At 59.9% G+C, this 26145-nt stretch carries 25 protein-coding genes and 4 pseudogenes; 22 read left to right on the plus strand and 7 right to left on the minus strand.

The window, feature by feature from the left end:
* The first annotated feature begins 3 nt into the window (after positions 1-3).
* The 6 genes from G7066_RS06110 (at position 4) to G7066_RS06135 (ending at position 3817) form a co-directional block, all read left to right on the plus strand.
* The gene (locus tag G7066_RS06110) at positions 4-705 is read left to right on the plus strand and encodes a YggS family pyridoxal phosphate-dependent enzyme (RefSeq protein ID WP_166329813.1); all 702 of its coding nucleotides are present in this window, start codon (positions 4-6) and stop codon (positions 703-705) included.
* Between the two features lie 30 nt (positions 706-735).
* Positions 736-1239 carry a cell division protein SepF gene (locus tag G7066_RS06115; RefSeq protein ID WP_166329815.1) on the plus strand — a complete coding sequence of 168 codons (504 nt, stop codon included), beginning with the start codon at positions 736-738 and terminating at the stop codon, positions 1237-1239.
* Between the two features lies 1 nt (position 1240).
* Complete coding sequence (locus G7066_RS06120; protein ID WP_166329817.1) at positions 1241-1540, plus strand: YggT family protein; 300 nt, start codon at positions 1241-1243, stop codon at positions 1538-1540.
* A gap of 90 nt (positions 1541-1630) precedes the next feature.
* Entirely contained in the window at positions 1631-2293 is a 663-nt protein-coding gene (locus G7066_RS06125; protein WP_166329819.1) for a DivIVA domain-containing protein, read from the plus strand.
* A gap of 8 nt (positions 2294-2301) precedes the next feature.
* The gene (lspA, locus tag G7066_RS06130; protein ID WP_244303328.1) at positions 2302-2913 is read left to right on the plus strand and encodes a signal peptidase II; all 612 of its coding nucleotides are present in this window, start codon (positions 2302-2304) and stop codon (positions 2911-2913) included.
* Positions 2900-3817: an RluA family pseudouridine synthase gene (locus tag G7066_RS06135; protein ID WP_166329821.1), complete on the plus strand. Its 918-nt coding sequence runs from the start codon at positions 2900-2902 to the stop codon at positions 3815-3817. Before lspA ends, G7066_RS06135 begins: the two co-directional genes overlap by 14 nt.
* On the opposite strand, the gene G7066_RS06140 is transcribed toward G7066_RS06135, so the two are convergent.
* Positions 3818-5050 (minus strand): glycosyltransferase family 2 protein, encoded by a 1233-nt coding sequence (locus tag G7066_RS06140; RefSeq protein ID WP_244303329.1) that lies wholly within the window; start codon positions 5048-5050, stop codon positions 3818-3820.
* Positions 5014-5274, minus strand: a complete 261-nt coding sequence (locus tag G7066_RS06145) for a glycosyltransferase family 2 protein (protein ID WP_166329823.1) — start codon at positions 5272-5274, stop codon at positions 5014-5016. Before G7066_RS06145 ends, G7066_RS06140 begins: the two co-directional genes overlap by 37 nt.
* Before the next feature lie 105 nt (positions 5275-5379).
* Here G7066_RS06145 and G7066_RS16935 point away from each other — a divergent pair, with 105 nt between their 5' ends.
* The 7 genes and pseudogenes from G7066_RS16935 (at position 5380) to msrA (ending at position 11470) form a co-directional block, all read left to right on the plus strand.
* Positions 5380-5733 (plus strand): acyltransferase family protein, encoded by a 354-nt coding sequence (locus G7066_RS16935; protein ID WP_280116249.1) that lies wholly within the window; start codon positions 5380-5382, stop codon positions 5731-5733.
* Entirely contained in the window at positions 5733-6242 is a 510-nt protein-coding gene (locus tag G7066_RS06150) for an acyltransferase family protein (RefSeq protein ID WP_280116250.1), read from the plus strand. Before G7066_RS16935 ends, G7066_RS06150 begins: the two co-directional genes overlap by 1 nt.
* Positions 6242-6445: a hypothetical protein gene (locus tag G7066_RS15895; protein ID WP_341873885.1), complete on the plus strand. Its 204-nt coding sequence runs from the start codon at positions 6242-6244 to the stop codon at positions 6443-6445. Before G7066_RS06150 ends, G7066_RS15895 begins: the two co-directional genes overlap by 1 nt.
* A 104-nt stretch (positions 6446-6549) precedes the next feature.
* Positions 6550-10057, plus strand: a pseudogene (gene dnaE / locus G7066_RS06155) (DNA polymerase III subunit alpha).
* Positions 10058-10103: 46 nt separating this feature from the next.
* A pseudogene (locus G7066_RS17825) lies at positions 10104-10241 on the plus strand (ammonia-dependent NAD(+) synthetase); the annotation flags it as partial.
* Between the two features lie 116 nt (positions 10242-10357).
* A pseudogene (gene nadE, locus G7066_RS06160) lies at positions 10358-10935 on the plus strand (ammonia-dependent NAD(+) synthetase).
* A gap of 26 nt (positions 10936-10961) precedes the next feature.
* Positions 10962-11470, plus strand: a pseudogene (gene msrA / locus G7066_RS06165) (peptide-methionine (S)-S-oxide reductase MsrA).
* Here the strand turns inward: msrA and ssb are convergent.
* Positions 11467-11979, minus strand: a complete 513-nt coding sequence (gene ssb / locus G7066_RS06170; RefSeq protein WP_166329825.1) for a single-stranded DNA-binding protein — start codon at positions 11977-11979, stop codon at positions 11467-11469. The pseudogene msrA and the gene ssb sit on opposite strands and share 4 nt — an antisense overlap.
* Positions 11980-12228: 249 nt before the next feature.
* Between ssb and G7066_RS06175 the strand changes: the two genes are divergently transcribed.
* The 3 genes from G7066_RS06175 to G7066_RS06185 all read left to right on the plus strand — a co-directional run bounded on the left by G7066_RS06175 (position 12229) and on the right by G7066_RS06185 (position 14996).
* Entirely contained in the window at positions 12229-12729 is a 501-nt protein-coding gene (locus G7066_RS06175) for a DUF6993 domain-containing protein (RefSeq protein ID WP_166329827.1), read from the plus strand.
* Positions 12730-12822: 93 nt separating this feature from the next.
* Complete coding sequence (ettA, locus tag G7066_RS06180; protein WP_166329829.1) at positions 12823-14505, plus strand: energy-dependent translational throttle protein EttA; 1683 nt, start codon at positions 12823-12825, stop codon at positions 14503-14505.
* Positions 14506-14525: 20 nt separating this feature from the next.
* Positions 14526-14996: an acyl-CoA thioesterase gene (locus G7066_RS06185; protein ID WP_166329831.1), complete on the plus strand. Its 471-nt coding sequence runs from the start codon at positions 14526-14528 to the stop codon at positions 14994-14996.
* A gap of 75 nt (positions 14997-15071) precedes the next feature.
* On the opposite strand, the gene G7066_RS06190 is transcribed toward G7066_RS06185, so the two are convergent.
* The 3 genes from G7066_RS06190 to G7066_RS06200 all read right to left on the minus strand — a co-directional run bounded on the left by G7066_RS06190 (position 15072) and on the right by G7066_RS06200 (position 17790).
* Positions 15072-15554: an RNA polymerase sigma factor gene (locus G7066_RS06190; RefSeq protein ID WP_341873886.1), complete on the minus strand. Its 483-nt coding sequence runs from the start codon at positions 15552-15554 to the stop codon at positions 15072-15074.
* Between the two features lie 60 nt (positions 15555-15614).
* A complete protein-coding gene (locus G7066_RS06195; RefSeq protein WP_166329835.1) occupies positions 15615-16625 on the minus strand; it encodes a hypothetical protein in 1011 nt (336 codons plus the stop codon).
* A 295-nt stretch (positions 16626-16920) separates the two neighbouring features.
* On the minus strand, positions 16921-17790 hold the full coding sequence (locus tag G7066_RS06200; RefSeq protein WP_166329837.1) for an acyl-CoA thioesterase: 870 nt from the start codon (positions 17788-17790) through the stop codon (positions 16921-16923).
* 90 nt (positions 17791-17880) lie between these two features.
* Between G7066_RS06200 and G7066_RS06205 the strand changes: the two genes are divergently transcribed.
* The 4 genes from G7066_RS06205 to G7066_RS06220 all read left to right on the plus strand — a co-directional run bounded on the left by G7066_RS06205 (position 17881) and on the right by G7066_RS06220 (position 22252).
* The gene (locus tag G7066_RS06205; protein ID WP_166329839.1) at positions 17881-18528 is read left to right on the plus strand and encodes a DUF8185 domain-containing protein; all 648 of its coding nucleotides are present in this window, start codon (positions 17881-17883) and stop codon (positions 18526-18528) included.
* A gap of 53 nt (positions 18529-18581) precedes the next feature.
* Complete coding sequence (gene rpoZ, locus G7066_RS06210; RefSeq protein ID WP_166329841.1) at positions 18582-18848, plus strand: DNA-directed RNA polymerase subunit omega; 267 nt, start codon at positions 18582-18584, stop codon at positions 18846-18848.
* 133 nt (positions 18849-18981) lie between these two features.
* Entirely contained in the window at positions 18982-20172 is a 1191-nt protein-coding gene (gene metK / locus G7066_RS06215) for a methionine adenosyltransferase (RefSeq protein ID WP_166329843.1), read from the plus strand.
* Positions 20173-20197: 25 nt separating this feature from the next.
* Complete coding sequence (locus G7066_RS06220; protein WP_244303331.1) at positions 20198-22252, plus strand: primosomal protein N' family DNA-binding protein; 2055 nt, start codon at positions 20198-20200, stop codon at positions 22250-22252.
* A gap of 47 nt (positions 22253-22299) precedes the next feature.
* On the opposite strand, the gene trpB is transcribed toward G7066_RS06220, so the two are convergent.
* A complete protein-coding gene (gene trpB, locus G7066_RS06225) occupies positions 22300-23505 on the minus strand; it encodes a tryptophan synthase subunit beta (protein WP_166329845.1) in 1206 nt (401 codons plus the stop codon).
* A gap of 195 nt (positions 23506-23700) precedes the next feature.
* On the opposite strand from trpB, the gene fmt reads away from it, so the two are divergent.
* Positions 23701-24615, plus strand: a complete 915-nt coding sequence (gene fmt, locus G7066_RS06230) for a methionyl-tRNA formyltransferase (RefSeq protein WP_166329847.1) — start codon at positions 23701-23703, stop codon at positions 24613-24615.
* A complete protein-coding gene (locus G7066_RS06235; protein ID WP_166329849.1) occupies positions 24612-26093 on the plus strand; it encodes an RsmB/NOP family class I SAM-dependent RNA methyltransferase in 1482 nt (493 codons plus the stop codon). The genes fmt and G7066_RS06235 overlap by 4 nt, the downstream gene beginning before the upstream one ends.
* Positions 26094-26145 lie beyond the last annotated feature (52 nt).

Genomic DNA, 26145 nt, shown 5'->3' on the forward strand with positions numbered 1-26145 from the left:
TCATTGGCAAGTGAAGCTCTGTCGTCTTATCCAGAACTCGGTGCTCGCCTGCAGTTCGTGCAGGCGGGTATCTCCGAGGCCTGCAAGCGGGCCTCTCGGGATGCTGGCGACGTCACGCTTATTGTGGTGACGAAGTTTCACCCCGCGAGTCTCGTGGCTGCCCTCTCTGAGCTGGGAGTCCGTGACGTGGGTGAGAATCGTCACCAAGAAGCCCAGGCAAAGGCTGAGGAGCTTGCCCAGCTTAATCTGAACTGGCACTTCATTGGTCAGTTGCAGACCAAAAAGGCTCGGCAAGCCGCCAGGTACGCGCACGCGATTCACTCGATCGATCGTGAACGGCTCGTCGATGCGCTCGCGGATAATGAAACTGGTCGAGTGATTGATGCGTTTGTGCAAATCAATCTCACTGACGATCCTGGTCGTGGGGGAGTTGCCCCCGACGGGATCGAGACTCTCGCTGAGAAAGTGTTACAAACGCCCTCGCTGCGGTTGCGGGGCGTGATGTCTGTGGCGCCGTTGGAGGAGCCAGCCGCCGCCGCATTCGAGCGTCTTGCCGGTTACTCGGATCGGGTGAGAGCGCTTGAACCTTCGGCCTCGGCGATATCTGCGGGTATGACCCATGACTACGTCGAGGCCATTGCGGCGGGCGCGACACACCTTCGTATTGGCAGCGCAATCACGGGTAATCGGCCGGAGCACCGGTAGTCTCAAAACACCGCACCGTTGGGAGAGAAAATGAGTAACGCGCTGAAGAAGACCATGGTGTTCCTGGGGCTCGCCGAGGAAGACCTCGAAGACCAGAACGCCACGGCGCAGCAGCCGACCCAGTCGGTGCAGCAGAGTTCTGTCGCGACGCCGGCGGCGAAGCCCCAGAACAGCCGCCCTGCTCCGCAGCGCGCTGCCGTCACTCCTCTGCGCAGGGTCACGCCCACCAGGCAGGCTGGCGCTCCAGTGATGAACGAGATTTTGACGGTTCACCCGGCAGAGTACCGCGATGCAAAGTCGATCGCGGAGGGCTTCCGCGATGGTCTTCCCGTCATCATCAATCTGTCGCGCATGAATGAACCGGATGCAAAGCGGCTCATCGACTTCGCAAGTGGTCTCACGATGGGTCTGAACGGGCGCATCGAGCGGGTTACCAGCAAGGTTTTTCTGTTGACCCCCGAGCATATCGAGGTTGGCAGCGACGAATCCGCACCGAACGACAGTGGTTCGTTCTTTGTGACACCTACTGCATAACGTGGAGATTTTGCTTTTTGGGGTGCTGACGACCATTCGTGTCGCTCTGCGCATTTATGTCATCGTGCTCTGGGCGCGGTTTGTGATCGACTGGATCCGTGTGCTCAGCCGCAATTTCCGGCCGCGTGGCCCGATGGCTGTCGCAGTTGAGTTTGTCTACACCTTGACGGACCCTCCCATCCGAATGTTCCGCCGCCTTCTCCCTCCGATCCGTCTTGGGCAAGTTTCCTTGGATCTTGGCTGGCTGCTTACTATGCTGACTTGCTGGATCTTGTTAGCGGTCATTCCTGGCTATTTGTAGTAGAAAATGGTGCGCGCTGCGAGAATCAGGCTTTTTTTGCTAGCGTTGTACTGATCACGTGAGTGAACCCGAATTGAAAGAGACGTAACGATGGCCTTAACTCCTGAAGATGTCGTAAATCAGAAATTTACGATCACTAAGTTCCGCGACGGTTACGATCTCGACCAGGTCGACGATTTCCTTGACTCAATCGTCGAGTTGCTGCGCCAGCACGAGCTGGAGAAGTCTGAGCTTCAGGCACAGGTCGACGATCTCACCCAGAAGCTTGCGGCTTGCGAGGCCCGCTCCGGCGCCTCCGAAGAGGCGGTTTCCGAGCAGACCATCGTTGTCGAGGCACCGGTTGCTCCTGCGGCTCCTGCTGAGGCGCCAGCGGTGCAAGAAACACACGCTGCTCAGCCTGATGCCGTGAAGTCGAGCGCAATGCTGCAGCTCGCACTTGAACTGCACGACAAGCACGTTCGTGAAGGCGAAGCAACTCGTGACAGTCTCATCAGTGAGGCGCAGGCAAAGCGTGACCAGATGGTCGAAGACGCCGAGCTCACCGCAAAGCAACTCATCGAAGAAGCGCAGAAGCAGCGCGCTGAAGAACTTCGTCTGCTCGGCAACGAGCGCAGCGATCTGCAGTTCAAGATCAAAGATCTTCGTCAGTTCGAGAGCGAGTACCGCTCGACGCTGCGCTCCTACATTCAGTCGCAGCTGCGCGGCCTCGACGGCTCACCGGAGCCCGCTGGCGCACCTGACGGCCTGCAATAATCGAGAGCGTGAGTGACACTCCCGAGGCTTCGGGAACTTCAGGGCAACCCGCTCCGCGTAAGCGCTGGATACCGCTGCTGCTACTTTTGGTAGCGGCAGCGGTCTTCATCGCTGACCAGCTCGTAAAAAACTGGGTTGTTGCGAATCTGCCAGAGGGAGAAACGGTCCCTGTTATCGGCGAGTTTTTGCAGTGGCACTTCGTGCGCAACCCGGGCGCAGCATTCTCCATGGCGAGCGGCTCGACCTGGATTTTCACGATTCTCGCTGCTGTCGTTGTTGTGGTGATTCTGTGGCAGATCCGTCGTCTGCGGTCGATCTCATGGTCAATATTCCTGGGGTTACTGCTCGGCGGTGTGCTCGGTAATCTAACTGATCGGCTGACGCGCGATCCTGGCTTCCCAGTGGGACACGTCATTGATTTCATCTCAACCCCTTGGATGATTCCTGCGATCTACAACATCGCAGACATGGGCATTGTGGTTGGCATGGTGCTGTTTGTGCTCATCACCCTGTTTGGGGTGCCGATCGACGGATCGCCACGCGTTCGGAAGAGCGCAACCGGCGAGCGGGAACCTCATTCCGATCCTGAGCTCAGCGAGGGAAACGATGGAACACCGTAGTCTTCCCGTGCCCGACGGCCTCGCCGGTCAACGGGTCGATGCTGCGCTCGCGAAGTTGATGGGGTTCTCGCGGAGCTTCGCCGCAGAGGTGGCGCAGGCCGGAGGGGTGACCCTTGACGGAAAGGTGCTGGGAAAGTCAGACCGCTTGCACACTGATTCTTGGCTCGAGGTGAGCTGGACAGAAAAGACCGGGCCAGAGATCGTGCCGGTCGAACTGCCAGAACTCGGCATCATCTACGATGACGAAGACTTTGTTGTTGTTGATAAACCTGCGGGAGTCGCGGCTCATCCTTCTCAAGGCTGGGAAGGCCCTACTGTGCTTGGCGCACTTGCAGGGGCTGGGTATCGGATCGCAACCTCGGGACCGCCCGAGCGTCAGGGCATCGTGCACCGACTTGATGCGGGAACGAGTGGTCTCATGGCCGTAGCCAAGAGCGAACGTGCTTACAGCAGACTGAAGCGCGCTTTCAAACAGCGCGAAGTTGACAAAATCTACCACACAGTGGTGCAAGGACACCCAGATCCCTTCTCCGGGACGATTGAGAGTGCTATCGGACGGCATCCCGGACACGAGTGGAAGTTCGCGGTTGTGCAAGAAGGAAAACACTCCATCACGCATTACCGCACGCTCGAAGCGTTTCCCTACGCAACACTGCTTGAGGTCGAACTCGAGACTGGACGCACACACCAGATTCGCGTGCACATGTCTGCGCAGCGTCACCCCTGCGTGGGAGATACAATGTACGGCGCCGATCCCACGCTTTCTGAGCGTCTGGGACTCGACCGTCAGTGGCTCCACGCGATGCGGCTGGGATTCAGGCACCCAGGTACCGGTGAGCCTGTCGAGTTCGAGAGTGTCTATCCTAACGACCTGCAGCACGCCATTGACGTGCTTGACGCCTAGTTAACCGCGCTTCTTGCGCAGATCCAGACTCAGATTGCCCTGGTTCGTGGCGTAGGCGAGGCCTCCAAGCTTCTGCCCCTTCTTGAGTGGCGCAGTGCGGACTCGCGTCTGGCGGCCGCTCAGGTTTGGATGGACCTCAGCTATGGTCCACATATCAACACGCTCACCAGGAAAGCGCCGAAGCAGTTCTTCGGGCAGCACAAACCGAAAGTGGAGAGATCCATTTTGTGCGCCAACCAGGCGGCCCGGCACGGCGATAGCGTTGCGCACTCGACGACCAGCAAGCATCAGGTAGGCGCCGGGTGCACGCCCAACCGCAATTTGTGAAAGTTTGCGGCTGAGGCCACGCGCAAAGTGGTGTCCAAAGAACGGGCGCAACACGCGGTGCACAAGACGGGCCAGGTTTAACCGCCATGCCGAGGGTGTGCGGCTCTGACCAAGAATGCTGGTTGGATCTTCGGGCGTGACCGCAACGAGAAGCTCCACACCGTAGGTGCCATGGGTCCCACCGAGATATTGATTCGTGTGTACGAGCTCTTGCTCAGCAGCAATCAGGCGGTCGAGGCCGATGACGTCGCCCGCGCGTATCAGCATCACCTTGCGGCGATCAGTGACGTTTTGAATGAGGGCGTCGCTCTCTGACGGCACGAAATCGCGCAGAAACTGCTGGTGCAGGGTGACCCAACGCTGCTTGCGCTCGGCATCAAACTTCAGCCACCGCTTCGCCGCATAGAAGCGCAGCCCCTTGCGAGAAAAGAACTGGCGAATCAGTCGTTCGGATCGCTTCGCATCAGGCACACCATCACGCAGTAGCTCGGCGATCTTGCGGCACGAAGAGACATAGTTGTCAGGATCTATGGGGCGCGCTGAGATGTTTTGCCCGTCATCGCGCTCGGCAATGAAATAGAGCGGGCCGGTACCGCAGAACGTAATTCGGCGGGCGATGGTGTAGGCGCGGGTGATGAAGATGCCGTCTTCGAGGCGAACCTTGCCCTCGGGAAAGCGCAGCTGATCCTGTTCGATCATGCTGCGGCGGAAGAGTTTCTGGGGTGAGAGCGTCTCCATTGCGCGGGGAAGACCAATGTCGCCCTCCGGGAAACTGAGGAAGAGGCCCTGCACCTGACGACCACCGGTGCCCTGGAAACGCGGGATGACAATATCGGCCTGGCGATCCTCGGCCATGTTAACCATCGCGCTCAGAGCATTGCGGGCGAGCGTGTCGTCTGAGTCCATGAACATGACAAAAGTACCGCGCGCGATGTCGAGGCCGCGGTTGCGGGCATACCCGGCCAGCCGCTGTTCGGTTGGTGATGCACGGTGACACGGCTGTCAAGCGCGGCAAACCGGTCAAGTTCCTCGCCTGACCCGTCGGTTGAGCCGTCATTCACCGCGATGACCTCTAAGTCTTGGAGGTCTTGCGACAGGACCGACTCCATGGTCTCTGTGAGGTATGGCATCGAATTGTAGACCGGCAAAATGACGCTGACGGTTGGGGACTGGTGGTACCTGCAGATTCGCTCACCCTCGCAACTTTAGCGCGCTCAGATTGTTAGCATATTCAGATGGCGAAGGCGGGGCAGCAACAAAGTGCCTTCTCACGCGTGCAGCACTTCGACCTGTTGCGTGTGCTTGCAATTGTTGCCGTTGTGATGCTGCATGTCTCAATTACGGAGTGGCACGACCTGACTCCTGATAATCCACGCTGGGATGACCTAGCGGTGTTCGGATCTTTCCTTCGCTACTGTGTCCCCGTCTTTTTCATGATTTCGGGGGCGCTTTTTCTAGATCCAAAACGAGACGTGACCTGGCGCTCGTTGTTTCGCAGGAGCATCCCAAGGCTTCTGCTCCTGTATGCATTTTGGTCACTGTTCTACGCGACGCTTGAGGTGTACGGTCCAGGGGCAGCTGGGATCTGATGGAGTTCGTTACCCGTGTTGTGACCGGTCACTTTCACCTCTGGTTTCTCCTGGCTCTCGCAGGACTGTATCTGGTCGCACCCATTCTGAGACTGATCGTTCGAGATAGGCGAGTCGCCTGGTATTTTGTCGCCCTTGCGATTCCGTTTGTGTTTGTTCTTCCTTTGTTGACACGTATTCCCGTGGCTGGTGAGTTGCTCGCTGAAGTGCTCGGAACGATCAGGCTGGAGTTGGTACTGGGTTACTCCGCGTACTTTTTACTGGGTTACCTGCTCAGCACCTGCAGGCTTGGCTCCCGTGCTGTGACCTGGTTGAGCGTTGCTGGCCTACTCGGGCTGGTGGGAACTATCGTCGGTACCGTGATGGTGTCGCACGCCCGAGAAGAATCCGATGAGCTGTTTTATCGATACTTGACGATCAACGTAGCGGTCGTTGCAGTTGCGGTGTTTGTGCTTGCGCGAGCGTGGGGTGAGCGGGTAAGGCTCTCGGGAAGCCACTACGTCTGGTGATGTTCTTAAGTGCGAATTCGCTTGGCCTCTATCTGATTCACCCGTTCTTCCAGTGGCTGTATAAACAGCTTGGCTTTGAAACCACCACGGGCCCGGTGTGGGCGACCGTGCCTCTGCTGACGTTACTTGTGTTGATCCCGAGCCTGTTTGTGACGGTGCTCATTCGGCGGATTCCGCGTGTCGGCAAATACCTCGGGTCGTAGCTCTCACATCAAAGCAGGGTAACCTTGAGTGGTCTGTGAAAGGGGCGTCCTCTGTGGCTGAAAATGACGGATTTGTTCACCTGCACGTGCACAGTGAGTATTCAATGCTTGATGGGGCAGCACGAGTTAAGCCGCTGATTCAGGCGGCGGCTGAGCAGAATATGCCGGCGATTGCAGTGACTGACCACGGCAACACGTTTGGCGCCTTTGATTTTTGGAAGACCGCAAACGATGCGGGCGTGAAGCCGATTGTCGGTATCGAGGCATACTTGACGCCGGGTACTCACCGCGGCGATCGCACCCGCGTTCGTTGGGGCGACGGTTCCGGTGACGACGTTTCTGGTGCTGGTGCATATACCCACATGACGCTGCTGTCGGAGACAACCGAGGGTATGCACAACCTCTTTCGGCTCTCAAGTCTCGCTTCGATGGAGGGCTACTACTTCAAGCCCCGCATGGACCGTGAATTGCTGCAGAAGTATTCAAAGGGTCTCATCGCAACAACCGGTTGCCCCTCTGGCGAGATCCACACCCGCATTCGCCTCGGCCAGTTAAAGGAAGCCCGTGAGGCTGCGGCTGAGTTTCAAGATCTCTTTGGCAAAGAAAACTTTTTCTGCGAGCTGATGGATCACGGCCTCGATATTGAGCGCCGCGTAAAGACCGATTTGCTTGAGATCGCCCGCGACCTGAAGATCCCGCTCGTCGCCACGAACGATCTGCACTACGTACACGAAAGTGATGCTGAGGCTCACTCGGCGTTGCTGTGTGTGCAGTCCGGATCTCGCATGGACGATCCCAACCGCTTTCAATTCAGCGGCAGTGGCTACTACCTCAAGTCAGCTGCAGAGATGCGGCACATCTTCCGTGAACTACCGGAAGCCTGCGACAACACGCTTCTCATCGCTGAGCGCTGCGGATCCGAGTTCAACACCAGCGCAAACTACATGCCGCGCTACCCAGTTCCCGATGGCGAGACCGAGGAAAGCTGGTTTATCAAAGAGGTCGAGCGTGGCCTGCACTACCGATACCCAGACGGGATCCCTGACGCAGTGCGTAAGCAGGCTGAGTATGAGACTGGCGTGATTACCCAGATGGGCTTCCCCGGTTACTTCCTAGTCGTTGCCGACTTCATCAACTGGTCAAAAGACAACGGGATTCGAGTGGGACCCGGGCGTGGTTCGGGGGCCGGTTCGATGGCCGCTTATGCAATGAGGATCACGGACCTCGACCCGCTGCAGCACGGGCTCATCTTCGAGCGGTTCTTGAACCCCGATCGTGTGTCGATGCCCGACTTCGACGTCGACTTCGATGATCGCCGCCGTGGCGAGGTGATTCAGTACGTCACCGAAAAATACGGCGATGAGCGTGTTGCGCAGATTGTGACCTACGGCACGATTAAGTCGAAGCAGGCCCTTAAAGACTCTTCGCGTGTGCTTGGATTCCCGTTCGGCATGGGGAGAAACTCACCAAGGCCATGCCGCCCGCCGTGATGGCGAAGGATATCCCGCTCTCTGGCATCACCGACCCCGCGCACCCCCGGTATAAGGAAGCCGCAGAGTTCCGTGCCGTTCTGGCCGAAGACGCGGAGGCCAAGCTGGTCTATGAGACCGCGCTCGGGCTTGAAGGTCTGAAGCGCCAATGGGGTGTGCACGCTGCTGGTGTGATCATGTCGAGTGACCCGCTCATCGACATCATCCCAATTATGAAGCGTGAGCAAGATGGCCAGATCGTCACGCAATTCGACTACCCAACCTGCGAGGGTCTTGGACTCATCAAGATGGACTTCTTGGGGTTGCGTAACCTCACGATCATCTCTGACGCGCTCGAAAACATTCGCCTGAACAAGGGCGAAGAACTAGATCTTGAGCGACTCGCACTTGACGACGCCCCATCGTATGAGCTGCTTGCTCGCGGTGACACACTCGGGGTGTTTCAGCTCGATGGCGGTCCCATGCGTGGGCTCTTGCGGCTGATGAAGCCGGACAACTTCGAAGATATCTCAGCTGTGCTCGCACTGTACCGACCGGGACCAATGGGTGCAGACTCACACACGAACTATGCTCTTCGAAAAAACGGGCTGCAACCGATTACCCCGATTCACCCAGAACTTGAAGAACCGCTGCGTGAGATTCTCGACACGACCTACGGTCTGATCATTTATCAGGAGCAGGTCATGTCGATTGCGCAGAAGGTCGCGGGTTTTTCGCTCGGCCAAGCGGATATTTTGCGGCGCGCAATGGGCAAAAAGAAGAAGGAAGAGCTCGATAAACAGTACGAGGGCTTTTCTGGGGCATGAAGGCGAACGGCTTCGGCGAAGCCGCAATCAAGGCGCTGTGGGACATTCTGCTGCCCTTCTCCGACTACGCCTTTAACAAGGCGCACTCGGCCGCCTACGGGGTGATCAGTTATTGGACCGCGTACCTCAAGGAACACTATCCGGCGGAGTACATGGCCGCGCTGCTGACCAGCGTCGGAGACTCGAAAGACAAGCTCGCGATCTATCTGAACGAGTGCCGCCGCATGGGCATCAAGGTGCTGCCGCCCGCGGTAAACGAGTCGTTTGCTGACTTTGCTGCTGTCGGCGAAGATATTCGCTTTGGGCTCGGCGCGATCCGTAACGTCGGCGCCAACGTTGTCGAGGGAATTCGTGAAGCTCGAGAGTCCCAGGGAGCCTTCGAGAGCTTTCACGACTTCCTCAAGAAAGTGCCTCTTGTAGCCCTGAACAAGCGCACAGTTGAGTCGCTAGTGAAAGCCGGCGCGTTTGACGGTCTTGGCGGCACCCGGCGTGCGCTGGTTGAGATTCACGAGCCCGCGATCGAGAGCGCGGTAAAAGACAAGCGCGACGCAGAGAAAGGCAACGTTGGTTTCGACTTCGACAGCTTGTTTGCAGAGGCTGCAGAGGCTGGCGAGGTTGAACCCGAACAGGTATTGCAGATTCCAGATCGCCCCGAGTGGACCAAAAAGGACAAGCTTGCCTTCGAGCGTGAGATGCTTGGGCTCTACGTCTCAGATCACCCGCTTCGTGGCCTCGAGTCGGCGCTCGCAAAAGAAGCGTCTGCGACGATCCAGCAGGTCACCGATCCCGACGCGAGCCCTGGGTTTGACGGTGAGATTGTGACGTTTGCGGGCCTGCTGACAAACGTGCAACATCGCACCGCAAAATCAGGCAACCTCTACGGCATGGTCACGATCGAAGACTATACCGGTGAGGTGCAGGCTCTGTTTATGGGCAAGTCCTACCAGGAGTTTGGACAACTGCTTCAACCTGACTCGATTGTCGCACTGCGCGGCAAGATGAACTCTCGCGACGACGGTATGACCATGCACGCCTACGGTGTGCGCCCCATTAACGCGGCTGTGCAAGATGACGCGACAACACTCATGCTTACGCTCTCTGACACCCGAGCAACCGAAGAACTCATGGAAGAATTGAAATCGATGCTCGGGCGGCACCGCGGTGATAGCGAGGTTCGCTTGAATCTGTTGACCAACAATGTCGTGCGAGTTTTTGAGTTGAAGCAGCAGGTCCGAGTGACAGCAGATCTTTACGGTGAACTCAAAGGGCTGCTTGGCCCGCGCTGCTTGAATTCAATTGAAGAAGCGTTTGCTTAGCCGGTCAGCATCGGAACCGAGAGATGACGGGGGCAATGTGAAGAATATGCGCAAAACTCAGGGAGAGATCGTCGAGGCGCTCGGAACCGCGCCCGAAATAGACCCGACTGATGAGATTGAGCGGCGGGTGGCGTTTCTTGCTGACTATGCCTCCTCTCTTCCAGGGGCGCGTGGGTTTGTGCTCGGTATCTCGGGAGGCCAAGACTCCTCTCTCGCGGGTCGGCTCGCCCAACTCGCGGTTGAGAGGCTGCGTGCTGGGGCCGCGACGCCGAGTTCATTGCGGTTCGCCTGCCTTACTCAGTGCAGCACGACGAGGACGACGCCCAGCTGGCGCTCTCGTTTATTCGTCCAGATCGATCGGTGTCTGTCAACATCGCGAGTGGGGTTGACGCGCTTACCGCAGAGGTTACTCGGGCGATGGGGGAGCCAGTCAGCGACTTCAACCGGGGCAACGTCAAGGCTCGGATGCGCATGATCGCTCAGTACGCCATAGCGGGTGAGCGTGGGCTGCTGGTTATCGGCACGGATCACGCCGCGGAGGCCATCACAGGGTTCTTTACGAAGTTTGGGGATGGGGCTGCGGATGTGCTTCCTCTCTCTGGATTGACAAAAGGGCAGGGGCAGCATTGCTGCAAGAGCTCGGTGCTCCTGAGCGGCTTTGGGAAAAGATCCCGACCGCCGATCTGCTTGATGGAGACCCAGGACATACCGACGAGTTGAGCCTCGGGGTGAGCTACACGGATATCGATGCTTACTTGCGAGGCGATGAGATTTCTACGCCCGCGGCTGAAAACCTTGAGCGACGCTATCGTGCGAGTGAACACAAGCGTAGGCTTCCTGTCGGGCCCGCTGACACCTGGTGGAAGGAAACACTGTGAATACAACACCCGCTCTCACTACCTACGTGGTCGCTGGAGGGTGCTTCTGGTGTCTCGACGCGGCTTATCGTCAACTCCGAGGAGTGACTGAAGTGCTCTCCTGCTACACGGGGGTCAAACGAATCAACCTAGCTACGAGCAAGTGTGCACCGGCACCACCGGTCATGCTGAGGCAGTCGCCGTGACCTTTGACGAGACCCTCGTTCCGTCTGAGGTGATCCTTGACGCATTCTTCACAATGCACGATCCCACCCAGGTGAATCGGCAGGGCAACGATGTTGGAACACAGTACCGTTCAGCGATGTTTCCCGCAGACGCCAATCAACGAAGTGTGTTTGAGGCGGCAATCAAGCGGGCGAGCGAGTGGTGGCCTGGCGAGATCGCGACCACTCTCGAACCCCTCGGGGAGGTATTTGCAGCCGAGGAATACCACCAGGATTTCTTCGCGAAGAACCCAACTCAGGGTTACTGTCTTGCCGTTGCGGTGCCCAAAGTAAACAAAATACGTGCGGCCTTTACCGCTTACCTGCGCTAGGCAGCGGCGCTTACCTGGCTAAACCCATCGTTGTTCTGCCCCTGTTCGGGAGCATCCGCCGTAGTCAGCCACCCGTCATTCACTGAATTATTCAGGGGCTTCGGTTCAGCCGCCGTCATTTCTGTCGGCTCGGCATCGGGAACGGGCGTTCCAATCATGCGCTTTTTGAATGTCGAGACACCCCAGCGCAGGTCGTGCCCGAGTCCGTCGGCATCCAGCTCAACTGAGACCCCCTTGCGGTCTTGGGCTTCCCAGCGTTTCACACGAAGCTTTCCGTTCACGATGACACGATCCCCGACCGAAAATGATTCTCGCGCGTGTTCAGCGAGACTGCGAAACGCATTGACTGAAAGCCATGTTGTCTCGCCGTCGACCCACTGGTTTTTCTCGCGGTCATAGCGTCTCTCGTTGCTCGCCACGCGGAACGTGCAGAACGAGGTCTTCCCCGCTGAGTTGAGAAGCTTTGGCTCTGTGGCGACGGTGCCGACGACACTGATTTGTATGGACATGTGGTCTCCTCTGCTGAGTTTACTCGCGCAAATTGAATGGTGTGTTGAGATGAAAGAGCGGACGGGCCGTGCCGTGCGGGATCCGGACCGTCCGCTCATCTCCAGACTGCCTCGCCGGGTATCTTGGAGTGCTGAAGATTGAAAAATGTGGATAAGATCCTGAGCTAGCGGGAAAAATCGTACATGTGAACGAATGTCGTTTTGGATGACGCTCAGCAAGCTAGGGCGCAGCTTGCGTAAACTAGCGGGGTGACTGAATCCACAACTGTCAAGCGTCTGGGCCGCGCCGCGTTAGCGCTTGGAATTGCGCTGCCCCTGTTAGCCGGGTGCTCGGTCGTCGAAAGTGTGGTTGCGGGACCAACACCGCAGACCCCGAAGCGCGAAGAGACGACAAAGAAGCCAACTGTTGCTCCGGTATTCGTGCCGGATGGCACAGCGGAGCAGAATCTTCCTTACTTCACCGAGGTCATCCGCAAGTACACCGCGGGTAAAGAGCCAATCGTGGGCAAACCGGTCGCGCAGGCCGTTATCGACGCCGGGTTTGATCCCACGATGATGCAGTTCAGCTTCGATCAGACAAAGACGAACCTTGAAGCCGACAACATCTTTGTTTCCGTGCGTATCGGTACCGACTGCTTGATTGGGCAGTTGGTCACTGCCGATCGCACCTTTGTCGCCAAAAATGAGCCCGCCGTCGGCCCAAACACAGACATATGTCTGATTGGCAACACGCGTTCAGTTGATTGGTAGCTGCACACACTTTTGCTGACCGCCGGTAGAGTAGTCAGAGTTTCGTTTTTCGCCTCTTAAAGCAGGGAGTTCGGGGACCACCCCGGAAGTTATATGGCTGAGTACATTTACCAGATGGTGCGCGCACGTAAGGCGCACGGCGACAAAGTAATCCTCGACGACGTAACCATGGCGTTTTTGCCCGGCGCGAAGATCGGTGTTGTGGGTCCGAACGGTGCCGGTAAGTCGACGATCTTGAAGATCATGGCCGGGATCGATACCCCTTCAAACGGCGACGCGATCCTGACGCCCGGATACTCCGTTGGCATCTTGATGCAGGAGCCAGAGCTCGACGAAGATAAAACTGTTCTCGAGAACGTTCAGCAGGGTGTCGCAGACATCAAGGGCAAGCTTGATCGCTTCAACGAGATCTCGGCCGAAATGGCTGATCCAGATGCCGACTACAACAAGCTGCTGCCAGAGATGGGCGAGTTGCAAGAAGCGATCGACCACGTCGACGGCTGGGATCTTGACAACCAGCTTGAGCAGGCGATGGACGCGCTGCGCTGCCCGCCTTCCGACGCCATCGTCAAGAACCTCTCGGGTGGTGAGAAGCGCCGCGTTGCGCTTTGCAAGCTGCTGCTTGAGAAGCCCGATCTGCTTCTGCTCGACGAGCCGACTAACCACCTCGACGCAGAGAGTGTGCTCTGGCTTGAGCAGCACCTCTCTAAGTACCCCGGAGCCGTCATGGCTGTGACTCACGACAGGTACTTCCTCGACCACGTTGCCACCTGGATTTGTGAGGTCGACCGCGGTCGCCTTTACCCATACGAGGGCAACTACTCGACGTACCTTGAGCAGAAGGCCGCGCGCCTTGAGGTGCAGGGCAAGAAGGACCAGAAGCTGCAGCGCCGTCTGAAGGACGAACTCGAGTGGGTTCGATCCAACGCGAAGGGCCGCCAGGTCAAGTCGAAGGCTCGTCTCGCCCGCTACGAAGAAATGGCTGCTGAGGCCGAGCGCACCAAGAAGCTCGATTTCGAAGAAATCCAGATTCCTGCGGGCCCACGCCTTGGTAACCTAGTGCTCGACGCCAAGAACCTCAAGAAGGGCTTCGACGGGCGTGTGCTCATCGACGGGCTCTCGTTTACCCTTCCGCGTAACGGAATCGTCGGCATTATTGGCCCGAACGGTGTGGGTAAAACAACACTCTTCAAAACGATCGTCGGTGTCGAGCCACTCGATGATGGAGAACTGAAAATTGGCGAGACCGTCAAACTCAGTTACGTGGATCAGACCCGCGGTGGCATCGACCCGAAGAAGAATGTGTGGGAGGTCGTTTCTGACGGGCTCGACTACATTCAGGTCGGCAACACTGAGATTCCGTCGCGCGCGTATGTGTCGACGTTTGGGTTTAAGGGGCCGGATCAACAGAAGCTTGCAGGCGTGCTCTCCGGAGGCGAGCGCAACCGCCTGAACCTCGCGCTTACGCTCAAGCAGGGTGGCAACCTGCTATTGCTTGACGAGCCGACGAACGACCTCGACGTCGAGACCCTGTCGAGCCTCGAGAACGCACTGCTTGAGTTCCCCGGCTGTGCTGTGGTCATCACTCACGATCGGTGGTTCCTTGATCGCATCGCAACGCACATTCTTGCGTACGAGGGCACCGAAGAGAACCCGTCGAACTGGCACTGGTTCGAGGGTAACTTCGAGTCCTACGAAGCAAACAAGGTTGAACGTCTTGGCGCTGACGCCGCGAAGCCCTCGCGCGTGACCTACCGCAAGTTGACCCGCGACTAGCGTCGTGATAATGGTCTGACATGGCACGCACCTACGTCGATATTGAGCTCCGCTGGGGCGATCAAGACGCGTACGGCCACGTGAACAACGTCGCCTACGCGCGCTACCTTGAGGAAGCGCGCGTACGCGTGTTCTGGCGTGGCAGTGGGCGCCAGGCCACCGGCATGGAGGGTTACTTTCGCGGTGACACTCCCGAGGGCCTGAAGATGCTCGTCGCGAACCAGCAGATCGAGTTTCTCGGGGTGCTTGAGTACGGCGATACCCCGATCGTCGTTGAGATGTGGATCGGCAAACTCGGTGGATCGAGCCTTGAACTGCACTACGAAGTTGTCGACGCGGCGGCGGAGCCGGAACGCCGCGTGGTCGCCCGCGCGATTACCACGGTTGTGATCGTTGACGGTGTGCACCTGCGCCCGATCCGCATCCCCGCGGAGGCCAGGGCTGCTGTCGAACCCTGGAGGGACGAGCCGCTGAAGTTCCGCCGGGGCTGACACGACACACCATCCGATAGTGCCAAGTGGTCGCTTCGTCTCGGACCAAGCGGCAAACCCGCACTACCGGATGGGTTATGGGTGAAGCTCAGCCCGCAACCGGGCGCGAAGCCTCGAGTAGCGCTGCCGAGCGGCCTCGGCCTTGAAGCCCAGTACGGCTCCGGCTTCGGCGACCGACAGGTCCTCCCACGCGACGAGCAACAGAAGTTCGCGATCCTTCTCCGCCAGCTTGGCGAGCGCGCTTGCAAGTTGAGGGTGAGGATCCGGGGCCACCTGGGGAGCCACCACCATTTCGCGCCGCAGCCGCTCTGCCAACTCGGTGTGCCGCACACGGCCACGTCGGGCTTTGAGAAGCACTTTGCGGGCCACCCCAAAGCCGTACTGTCTGAGTGACTCGCGATCCCGGGGCGGCTGATCCTGCTTTCGAACGAGCACGAGCAACACATCAGCGGTGGCGTCAGCCGCGTCGTCGGGATCAGCGAGCCTGCGCAGAAAATATCCTGTGAGATCGGGCAATAACTCGGCAACAATCTGGTTGAAGTCGGTTTCATTGTAAATGAACGAGGTTGAGAGCCTGGGTGTTCAAATTGGTCAACGACCCTGGGGTGGAAAGCGCGGTCATTTGACGTCTCCGCCCTCTGACTGCTCACCCTTCCAGACCGGCTCGTCCTTCCACATCGATGGCCCGAGTCGACTGTGGCCTACCGCCGCCGCTGGATCTTTCACCCCTGCTGCCGTCGCAATGTTGACAAGCGCGCGGTCGTAGTCATCCCAGTAGGGGGAACCGGCGCTGGAGTCATCTTCGCTTGAGACAGTGTCGATTCCCGCGAGAATCTCGGTGATGAGCAGCTGCCGATCACGGTGATCCCATACCTCGTACAGTTTGTGAAATGCGGGGCCACGCGTTGCAAGCTGCTCGTCCGCGGGTAGAGCGTCGGTGAGGTCTAGCTCGATGAGCTGGTCCACCCGAGCAATCTGTCCGGTTTCGCGCTCGGCCAACGCTTGCGCGGCGACCCTGCGAGCCTGGGGATCTGCTACGTTCATGCGAGCAACAAATGCCCACATGCTGTAGCGAATACCGCCACCGTCAGAACTCGCAATGTTCGGCCAGCTGGGTGCCTCGCGAAGCGCAGCCATCGCTGCCTCGCGCCTCACGTCGTCATTTTCGTGGTCCGCCATGATCCACTCTGCGATCCATGCCTGCCACAGCGTATTTTCGAAGTCACAAATGAGGGTGGCGTCTTCGATATAGCCGCCCTCATAACTTTGGTACCACTTGGCCGCGACCTTCGCTTCGGCGTCCCAGTCAAGCCACTCGGGTGCGGGCAGGTGCTTGGGAACAATACTCAAGAGGTACGACTCGTAGTCGGGACTGCCGGTGTAGATCCACTCGTTGCCGGCTTCTGACTCCGTGGTCTCCTCGGAGAACTCACCACTCTGTGCTTCAAAGATGCGCTCGGCAACGGCCGCGGTCGGGATCGCGAGCAGGCTCACAGCGATGAGTGCTGTCGGCATGAGCCAGATCCGACGGCGTCTGCGGTGACTCGCGGATCGCGCGGCCTCGTGCGTGAGAGCGAGTGCTACCGCAGAGTCAATTGCGGGGTAGGAGGAGCGAGCGAAGCTGCGCATCAAGCTCTTTGTCGGTGAGTGACATGGTGACCTCCGTGGTTTGTTGTTCACCATGTACCTGCCAGTTTCACCGCAAACGTGACAAATTCTTCTGACGAGTCCCGTGGGGCGTTGCGGCCGTGAAGGTCGAAGCACATGCTAACTACGACTGGGCCACTTTTCGGCGGGGAAGTCCCGTGGGAAAGGGGCCCAATCGTTGGAGAGAGGTGGCTCGTGCAAACTGCAAACCTCGAACCCGGTGAGTGATGTAGCCACAGCCGCAACTGCCAACGCAGCCGCCGACAATGGCTTGAAACTACTCTCCGCTGGGCAGTCGGATCATGCTCTCCTGTGCCACACTCGCGACCAGGTCGCCAGAGGTATTGTAGAAGCGTCCGTGCGCAAGCCCGCGGCCACCCTGCGCCGTGGGGGAGTCGAGCTCGTAGAGCAGCCACTCGTCGGCGCGGAACGGACGGTGGAACCACATCGAGTGGTCGAGGCTCGCGGTGCTGAGCCCCGGGGTCGCCCACGGTACACCGTGGCGCCGTAGCACGGGCTCCATCAAAACATAGTCCGAGGCAAACGCAAGCGCGGCCGAGTGAATGAGCTGTGTGCCGGGCAACGTGTCGCGTGCCCGAAGCCACAACCGTTGGCGGCTTGCCTGATCCTCAACCCGCAGCACAATGTCAGACTCGACGTAACGCAGGTCGAACGGTCGGTTGAGTACCCATGAGGCACGACCACTGTCGGCCAGGTGGCCGTATTTTTCCCATACTGTGGACAGGTCATCGGGTGAGGGGATCCCGGACATGTCCAGGCTTTCCTGGTGTTCGATGCCCTCTTCGATCCCCTGGAAGGAGGCGATCATCGACATCAGCACGTCACCGTTTTGGTACGCCTGTGCGCGCCGTGTTGAGAACGAACGGCCGTCGTAAAGCCGCGCGACCTCAAACGTCATGCGTTCCGAGCTGGATCCGGGCCGCAGAAAGTAGCCGTGCATCGAGTGGATTTCGCGCCCCTCGGCAACCGAGGTGCCGACCGCGGCAATGGCCTGCCCAAGAACTTGGCCTCCGAAGGAGCGACCGTGGGGTGTTGGCAGAGGCGGCCCCGTGAGAATGTCATAGTGGGTGCGCGCGTCGGAATCAATCACCGAGAGCATGGCGAGAAGTTCGGATTCTGCAGTCATGGTTCCTCCCTGCGGTTGACCTGGTATGGATCCAGGTAGTCTTGTCGGCAACCAGTCTATGGCCGCCGGGTGACCGCTAGGCTGATTGGAATGGCTGCCACACTACTGCTCGCGGATGTCGCGACGCGAGACGACATGCGAATCTTTCTTGAGCGTCTGTTGCGCGCTGGGCAGGCTGAGGTGCGCCTCGTGACCCGCGGATCAACACTCGCCGTTTACGGCTGCACACAAATGCCGCGCGGGATCACCGACGCCGTTCCCGTGGTGCTGGTCATGCGGGCGTTTGCGCTTGCCGAGCAACCCGCCGAACCCGTCGACACTACGGTGCAGGCGCGCGCGATCCTCGATCGAATTGCACGGCTCGGGATCGTTGGACGTACCCTGGAATTGCCCGATGTGACCGTGATGGCGGCGTGGGCCGGGGTGCTGCCGCCAACTTCGGGGTGGGAGCCTGCTGGGAGTGTCGACGGTAACTCGCTTGCTCAGGTCGCCGCCGAGGGGATCGAACGGGTGGTCTCGCTGCTGCCGGCGGACCCCGGTGAGGCCGTGGTGCAGAAGGTGCGCGCGAGTGTGTGGGGCGTTGAAATTGCGCCTGGTTTGCCAGCAGCCGCGGCGTTTGCCGCGGAGATGCTGGGGTTTTTGGTCGAGGGCGAACCGGTTCGCCGTTCCCGGTCGCTCACCTGGACACGTCTCACAACGGAACGCGGGCACGTGCTGGTGCGATCACTGTTGGGTTAGCCTATCCGGGGCCGACAGGGTACAATGGCTAGGTCTATTAGAGGAGTGTTTACATGGCCAATGTTAACGGCATCATTGATCCGCCCATCGACGAGCTGCTCGATAAGGTGGATTCGAAGTACGCTCTGGTGATTTTCGCTTCGCAGCGCGCGCGTCAGATTAACAACTACTACACCGATTTGCACGACGGCAACCTGTTCGACAATGTCGGTCCGCTGGTCGACTCGTCTGTTGATGACAAGCCCCTGTCGATTGCGCTGCACGAGATCGTTGAGGGCAAGCTCACGATGACGAAGCACGAAGAGAGCGCTGCACTGTAGCGTTCACGCGTAACTTACTGCTGCACAAGCGGCAATGTCAGTGGCGTCGGATACTCTGTAGAGAGTCCGGCGCCACTGTCGTTTGCGGCTTTCGGATCTGTCATTTTTGTTCGTTTTACGACCTAGGAGCATCGTGTCGCTGCGCCAGTTCACCTCCGAGTCCGTGACCGAGGGGCACCCCGATAAGATCTGTGATCGCATTTCAGATTCGATTCTTGACGCCATTCTGAAACAGGACCCGGGTGCGCGTGTTGCCGTTGAGACGCTCGTGACGACGGGGCTTGTGCATGTTGCCGGTGAGGTCTCGACTTCGGGGTACGTCGAGATTCCGCAGATTGTGCGTGAGGCCGTGCGCGATATCGGCTACACGAGCTCAGATATGGGCTTCGACGGTTCTTCTTGTGGCGTCTCGATTTCTATCGGCCAGCAGTCGCCCGATATCGCGAGTGGTGTTGACACCTCGCTTGAACAGCGCAGCGGTGCCACCGACGACGGCTTGAGTCGCCAGGGCGCGGGCGACCAGGGCATTATGTTTGGTTTTGCGACAGACGAGACTCCCGAGTTGCATCCGCTACCAAGCTGGATCTCACATCGTTTGGCCGAGCGCCTCACCAACGTGCGCAAGAGCGGACTGCTGCCCGAACTGCGGCCAGATGGCAAGACTCAGGTGACCATTGGGTATGACGGGGATCGCCCAGCGACCGTTGAAGCCGTGGTCGTATCGACGCAGCACCAGCCCAGCATCACGCAGCCCGCGTTACACGACGCCGTCATGCGTGAGGTCATTCGGCCAGTGCTCGACCGGGTTGATCTCACGAGTAACGACACCCAATACTTCATAAATCCAGCCGGGCCGTTTGTTGTTGGTGGCCCAATGGGCGATGCTGGCCTGACCGGGCGCAAGATCATTATTGACACCTACGGTGGTTCAAGCCGTCACGGTGGTGGGGCCTTTAGTGGTAAAGACCCCTCGAAGGTCGACCGCTCGGCGGCCTACGCGATGCGTTGGGTAGCGAAGCACGTGGTGCGTGCGGGGCTCGCTCGACGGGCCGAATTGCAGGTGGCCTACGCCATCGGTCGCGCCCACCCCGTTGGATTGTACGTTGAGACCTTTGGCACCGAGACTGTACCGCGGGAGAAGATCGAAGTCGCCGTGCGCGAGCTCTTTGACCTGCGCCCGCTCGCCATCATTCGGGACCTGCAGCTGATTCGACCCATTTATGCTGCCACGAGTGCCTATGGCCACTTTGGTCGTGAGCTGCCCGAGTTTACCTGGGAAGCGACTCCTCGGGTCGCGGAGTTGCGCGCCGCTGTTGGCCTGTGAATGAAGCCTTAGGAAGTCTCTGAACGTGGCGGCTGTCGTGAATATCGCGAGCGCCTATGAGCTTGCAGAACCCGCTGCCGGACGACCGGTAGCGCAGGTGCTGCTCGACTCCGCCTTGCCGCAGCTTGATCACCTCTTCGATTATGCAGTGCCGGTAGACCTCGCTGAAACCCTGCGCGTCGGGCAGCGAGTGCGTGTGCCGTTCCGTTCGAAAGACCGAAAGACTTTCGGGTACATCGTCGGGTTTGCTGACCGCAGTGAGTTTGGCGGCGAACTGTCTCCCATTGCAGACATCGTCACGACGGTTCCGCAGCTGACGCCTGACGTGTGGCGCCTTGCGCGTGCCGTCGCGGATCGGGCTGGCGGTTCGGCAGGCGATATCTTGCGCCTTGCGATCCCGACCCGGCAAGTGAGGGTTGAAAAGAAACACCTCGCGGGCGAGGCAAAGGGCGCAGTCACGGTCGCAGCTGCCGAGGGTGCACCCGAGCGTGAGATAGAGACAACCCCAGAAGGAGCGATCGCAGCGGAGCTGATTGTCGGAGCGCGCCTGTCACACACGGCCTCACACGGGCCAGAACGTCTGCACACCGGCGAGTGGGTCGGTGGGTGGGCAGCTCAAATGGCTCGTGTTGCGCTCGCGGTGTTTGCGAGCGGTAGGAGCGCGATCCTCGTTGCCCCCGATTACCGAGACCTCGATCAGTTGCGCGACGCTTTAGCGGCGCTGGGGCACCCCGACGTGGTCCGGGTGGATTCCCGGCAGTCAAACTCCGAGCGTTACGCAGCATTTTTGCGCGCGCTCGATGCGACACCTCGAATTGTGCTGGGTAATCGCTCCGCGGTGTACGCGCCGGCTCATAATCTGGGTGCGATCCTGCTCTGGGATGATGGTGACCCCGTGCTGGCGGAACCGCTCAGCCCCTACGTGCACGCGCGTGACGCGGCGTTGATTCGCGCTGAGCAATCGGGCGCAGGGTTGCTGTTCGCCGGGCATGTGCGCAGCGCAGAGGTGCAGCGTCTCGTTGAGATTGGGTATGTACTGGCGCAGCAGAATCTGCCGCGGCGCACCCGCGTGTTTCACGCAGACGCCGCGCGCGCGCCAGATGCCTTTGCGGGTCGTGTACCTGAGTTTGCTGCGCAGACCATTCGTGAGGGCTTGAAGACCGGTCCCGTGCTTGTGCAGGTCGCGACGCCCGGGTACGCGCCGGTGGCGGTGTGCGGTGACTGCGGCGATCTTGCCCGCTGTATGAACTGCGCCGGGCCGATTGGGTTCCGAGTGGTGGGTCGGGCTTCGTGCCGATGGTGCGGCGAATTCGCGAACGCCTGGCGGTGCGGCAGCTGCGGCAGCGGGCGCCTGCAGGAGCGCGGCATGGGATCCGGACGCACCGTTGAACAGTTCGAGCGTCAATTTGCCGGGGTGCGAGTGCTGCTGAGCGACGGCGAACACCCGCGTGAGCGCGTTGATGCCAGACCAGCCCTCGTCGTTGCGACTCGCGGGGCCGAGCCACTTGCTGCCGGGGGATACCGCGCGGTGGTGCTGCTTGATGCTGAGCGGTTGCTCGGCATTGAGACCCTGCGCGCGGGCGAGGACTGTTTGCGATGGTGGGAGAACGCTGCGGCACTCGCAGCCCCCGACGGTCTGTGCCTCGTGGCTTCGGGCGGGGGTCCCGTAGTGCAGGCTTTTGTTACGGGCCGCAGCGAAGAATGGCTGCGGGGCGAGGTGCGGGATCGGCACACGTTGCGCTACCCGCCCGCCGTGCGGGTGGCGAGTGTGAGCGGCGGATCCGAAGAAGTCGAGCGTGCGCTGCACACCATTGCCGATCTGCCTGGAGTTGATTATCTCGGTCCAACTCAGGTTCCGGTGCGTGTTACTCAGGGCGGAGCTGCCTCACCCGCGGGGATCGTGCGTGCGATCGTGCGCTTCGATTACGTTCAGGGAGCAGAAGTAGCGAAGCGTCTTCGTGGCGCCCTGGTTGCGGATGCAGCAGGATCCGCCTCCCGTGCCAAAGGCCGCGCCCCGGGCCGTGCCCGACCCGAGGCGCTGCGCCTGCGCTTCGACGATCGTGGTGTGTTCGACGGATAGGTTTGACGCTTGCGCAGAGGGCTCGCCCCGCAGTGAAAACGATCCTCTTAGGCTCCGCGCAGGCGATCCGCGACGAAGTCTACGTCTTTGTCACCGCGGCCCGAGAGGTTCGCGATGATGATTGCGTCGCTCGGAAGTGTCGGGGCAAGTTTGACGACCTCCGCCAGAGCGTGTGCAGACTCGAGGGCCGGGATGATGCCCTCCTGCCGAGTCAGTAGCTGGAACGCTGACACTGCCTCCTCGTCAGTTACCGAGACGTATTCGACTCGACCCAGCTGTTCAAGGTGCGCGTGCTGCGGCCCGACTCCCGGGTAGTCGATGCCCGAGGCGATGGAGTGCACTGCGGAGGGCTCACCGTCTGAGTCCTGCAACACCTTCGTGTGCATACCGTGCAGCACACCCGGTACACCGAGTGTCATGGTTGCGGCGTGCCGATCCCCATCGAGCCCCTCACCCGCGGGCTCAACCCCGATGATTCGCACGGACTCGTCTTCGAGAAACGCGTCAAACAGGCCCATCGCGTTTGAACCACCACCGACAGCTGCCACGAGCACTTCGGGCAGGCGCCCCTCTTCCTCAAGAATCTGAGCGCGCGCCTCGCGCCCAACGACGGACTGGAAATCGCGCACCATTGAGGGGTACGGGTGCGGCCCCACAACCGATCCGATGGCGAAGAAATAGTCTTCGGGCTTTGAAGCGAAGACCGCAAACGCCGAGTCGACTGCCTCCTTGAGCGTCTTTCCACCCTCTTCAACGGGTACAACCTTGGCACCGAGCAGCTCCATGCGCACCACGTTTGGGTGCTGCTTTGCGATGTCGACCGCTCCCATGTGGATCTCGCACTCCAGCCCAACGAGGGCGGCGGCGGTCGCGAGCGCAACGCCGTGCTGGCCCGCCCCGGTCTCGGCAATGAGCGTCTTTTTGCCCATGCGCTTTGCGAGCAGAGCCTCACCGAGACAGTGGTTAATTTTGTGGGCACCGGTGTGGTTCAGATCTTCGCGCTTGAGGTAGATACGAGCGCCTCCGAGAGTAGCCGTCAGGTTCTCAGCGAAGTACAGCAGAGAAGGGCGGCCAACGTACTTTGTGAGTAGCGACTGCAGCTGGCGCTGAAACTCGGGGTCTTGTGACGCCTGCTCGTAGGCGGTGGCCACTTCGGTGATCGGCTCCACCAAAAACGGCGGTAGTGCGGATCCGCCAAACTCGCCGAAAAATCCAGCTTCGTCAGCGCGGTAGGGAGAAAGTGTGATGGTCATAACTTCTGGTCCTTTGCTTCATTGCGCCGCCCATAGACAAAAATACCGCCTACGAGGAGGCGGTATTGGAAATATGCGTATGCGCACGGGAAACCGCCCTCAGGCGGTCCACCACTGAATCACAATGTGCATGAGGGGAGTGTAGCAGGTGTGCACCGCACCTTGGCAAGCAGCAAAAGCTGCGAGAATGGTCGAATGCGAGTTGTCTTTGCCGGGACCCCGGAGTTTGCCGTACCGAGCCTGCGTGCGCTCGCTCAGAGTGACCACGAAGTCGTTGGTGTCATCACGAGAGAGGACGCACCGCTCGGGCGCAAGCGGATCCTCACCCCTTCGCCGGTTGCTCTTGCGGCTGACGAACTCGGCATCCCCGTATTCAAGGCAAACAAACTCGGTGACGAGGCTACTGCCTGGGTTCGCGACCTGGCCCCGGAGCTCGGTGTGATTGTCGCCTACGGCGGACTTGTTCGCGAGCCACTGCTGTCGCTGCCAACCCTGGGGTGGATCAACCTGCACTTCTCAGATCTCCCGCGCTGGCGCGGTGCCGCGCCTGTGCAGCGCGCGCTGCAAGCGGGGGAGCAGGAACTCGGTGTGACCGTGTTCCGCCTGGTTGAGGCGCTGGATGCGGGTGACGTGTTGACACGTGATTCGCAGGCTTTTGCCCCCGGAACATCCGCGGGGGAGGCTCTCACCGCGCTCTCACAATCCGGCACGGATGCCCTGCTTGCTGCGGTCGATGGGCTTGCTGATGGCTCTCTCGTAGGCGAGCCGCAGACCGGCGACGCGAGCTATGCGCACAAGCTGAGCCGAGAAGATGGGCGACTAGATCTCAGCCTTCCCACACAGAGCGTGCTCGCCCACTGGGCGGGAGTGACACCGGAGCCCGGTGCATTTGTGCAGGTTGACGACCAACCATTGAAGGTGCTTGAGGCGAGCGCGGTCGAGCAGATCACCGGTGTGCTCCCTGGTGCTGCAACGATTCAAAAGGGTAAGGCGGTCCTGAATCTAGTTGATGGCGCGCTCGAACTCACTCGGGTGCAACCGGCCGGAAAGGCCGCGATGGATGGGGCCGCGTGGCTACGTGGCCGCGGTGAGGAAGCGGTGGCGCGATGAGTGAGCGGCAAATACGTGGCGGTCAGGGCAAGCAGCGGGGCGGTCAAAATCGCAGCCAGGATCGCCGGCCTCGTGTATCCCGAGTCGAGATCTCTCCGGCTAGGTTGGTTGCTTATGACGTGCTGCGAGACGTAGAAGACCGAGACGCGTACGCGAACCTTGCGCTGTCTTCGCGGATTCGCGAGGCTAATCTTGACGGGCGTGATGCTGCGCTCGCGACGGAACTCGCCTCGGGCACGCTGCGTGAACGAGGACGTTACGACCGAATTATCGAATTAGCCGCGAACCGCGCTGTGAGTGATATTGATACTCGAACCCTCAACGTGCTTCGCCTCGGCGCTCATCAACTGCTGTCGATGCGCACGGCGGCGCACGCCGCGGTGAACGAGAGCGTCGAACTTCAGCGTCGTGTCGCAGGTCAGAGCGGCGTTGGCTTTGTGAACGGTGTATTGCGCGCGATCGGGCGTTCAACGCCGGCTGCGTGGGAGGCGAAGATCGTAGAGTCGGCAAGTTCTCCCGACGAGGCTCTGGCTGCGCGGGATTCACATCCGGCCTGGGTGGTGCGTGCGCTGCGTGACGCATTGCGTTCCGAGGGACGTGAGCAAGAGCTCAAGGCTCTTCTCTCCGCAAATAATGAGTCACCCCGAGTCAGCCTTGTTGTGCTGTCAGGCTGGCACGCTGGAGATACGGAAGCTTTGGCAGACGCCGACGATCTCACCGCGAACGGACCGTCTCCTCTCGGGCTCGAACTGGCGGGAGGAGATCCCTCGCGCGCGATCAGTGCACTCGGGTTTCCTGAAGGCGTCGTGCGTGTGCAAGATCAGGGCTCGCAACTTGCAGCACTCGCTCTCACCCGGCTACGGCCCGTAGCTGAGGGGGAGCGCTGGCTGGATCTGTGTGCTGGCCCGGGGGGCAAAACGGCGGTGCTTGCTGCAGAGCTGCGCGGCGATACGCCTCCTGTGCGCGCCAATGAAGTGTCTGAGCACCGGGCCGAGCTCGTGCGACGCTCAGTTATTGCGGTCGCAGATAGCGTAAACGTGGTGAGTTTTGATGGCCGCGAAGCTGATGCTTACGGCGACGCGGACGCGCGATTCGACCGCATTCTTGTCGATGCGCCCTGTTCAGGGCTCGGCGCGCTGCGTCGCCGACCGGAGGCGCGCTGGCGCAAGCAACCCTCTGACCTGCCTGAGCTGACCGCTCTGCAGGGGGAACTGCTTGATGCTGCGGTGGCGCGACTCGCCCCAGGCGGGGTGCTCGCTTATGTGACGTGTTCGCCTCACCTTGCGGAGACCAGAGTGACGGTTGACCGACTATTGAAGCGCAACTCAGAGATTCGTGAACTCGATGCGAAAGCCGTGCTTCAGCGTGTGGCGCGTGGTGATTTGGATCTCGCGGGCAGCGCCTTGAGTGCACAGCTGTGGCCGCATCGTAACGGTACAGACGCGATGTTTATCGCGCTGTTCGAGCGGGTCTCCTAGCGGTCTACCGTATTTCGACATGATCATCACCCCCTAGAGAATGTCGGTGGTG

It is taken from the genome of Leucobacter coleopterorum, from assembly GCF_011382985.1.
GTDB lineage: Bacteria > Actinomycetota > Actinomycetes > Actinomycetales > Microbacteriaceae > Leucobacter > Leucobacter coleopterorum.

Bases quoted from the DNA above. Each gene is read 5' to 3' on its own strand.
- G7066_RS06140 (WP_244303329.1), bottom strand. From the start codon at position 5,050: ATGGACTCAGACGACACGCTCGCCCGCAATGCTCTGAGCGCGATGGTT.
- G7066_RS15895 (WP_341873885.1), top strand. From the start codon at position 6,242: ATGTTCTTAAGTGCGAATTCGCTTGGCCTCTATCTGATTCACCCGTTC.
- G7066_RS06115 (WP_166329815.1), top strand. From the start codon at position 736: ATGAGTAACGCGCTGAAGAAGACCATGGTGTTCCTGGGGCTCGCCGAG.
- ettA (WP_166329829.1), top strand. From the start codon at position 12,823: ATGGCTGAGTACATTTACCAGATGGTGCGCGCACGTAAGGCGCACGGC.
- G7066_RS06145 (WP_166329823.1), bottom strand. From the start codon at position 5,274: ATGCCATACCTCACAGAGACCATGGAGTCGGTCCTGTCGCAAGACCTC.
- G7066_RS06235 (WP_166329849.1), top strand. From the start codon at position 24,612: ATGAGTGAGCGGCAAATACGTGGCGGTCAGGGCAAGCAGCGGGGCGGT.
- G7066_RS06200 (WP_166329837.1), bottom strand. From the start codon at position 17,790: ATGACTGCAGAATCCGAACTTCTCGCCATGCTCTCGGTGATTGATTCC.
- rpoZ (WP_166329841.1), top strand. From the start codon at position 18,582: ATGGCCAATGTTAACGGCATCATTGATCCGCCCATCGACGAGCTGCTC.
- G7066_RS06135 (WP_166329821.1), top strand. From the start codon at position 2,900: ATGGAACACCGTAGTCTTCCCGTGCCCGACGGCCTCGCCGGTCAACGG.
- G7066_RS16935 (WP_280116249.1), top strand. From the start codon at position 5,380: ATGGCGAAGGCGGGGCAGCAACAAAGTGCCTTCTCACGCGTGCAGCAC.
- G7066_RS06185 (WP_166329831.1), top strand. From the start codon at position 14,526: ATGGCACGCACCTACGTCGATATTGAGCTCCGCTGGGGCGATCAAGAC.
- trpB (WP_166329845.1), bottom strand. From the start codon at position 23,505: ATGACCATCACACTTTCTCCCTACCGCGCTGACGAAGCTGGATTTTTC.
- G7066_RS06205 (WP_166329839.1), top strand. From the start codon at position 17,881: ATGGCTGCCACACTACTGCTCGCGGATGTCGCGACGCGAGACGACATG.
- G7066_RS06125 (WP_166329819.1), top strand. From the start codon at position 1,631: ATGGCCTTAACTCCTGAAGATGTCGTAAATCAGAAATTTACGATCACT.
- fmt (WP_166329847.1), top strand. From the start codon at position 23,701: ATGCGAGTTGTCTTTGCCGGGACCCCGGAGTTTGCCGTACCGAGCCTG.
- G7066_RS06195 (WP_166329835.1), bottom strand. From the start codon at position 16,625: ATGCGCAGCTTCGCTCGCTCCTCCTACCCCGCAATTGACTCTGCGGTA.
- G7066_RS06150 (WP_280116250.1), top strand. From the start codon at position 5,733: ATGGAGTTCGTTACCCGTGTTGTGACCGGTCACTTTCACCTCTGGTTT.
- ssb (WP_166329825.1), bottom strand. From the start codon at position 11,979: ATGTCCATACAAATCAGTGTCGTCGGCACCGTCGCCACAGAGCCAAAG.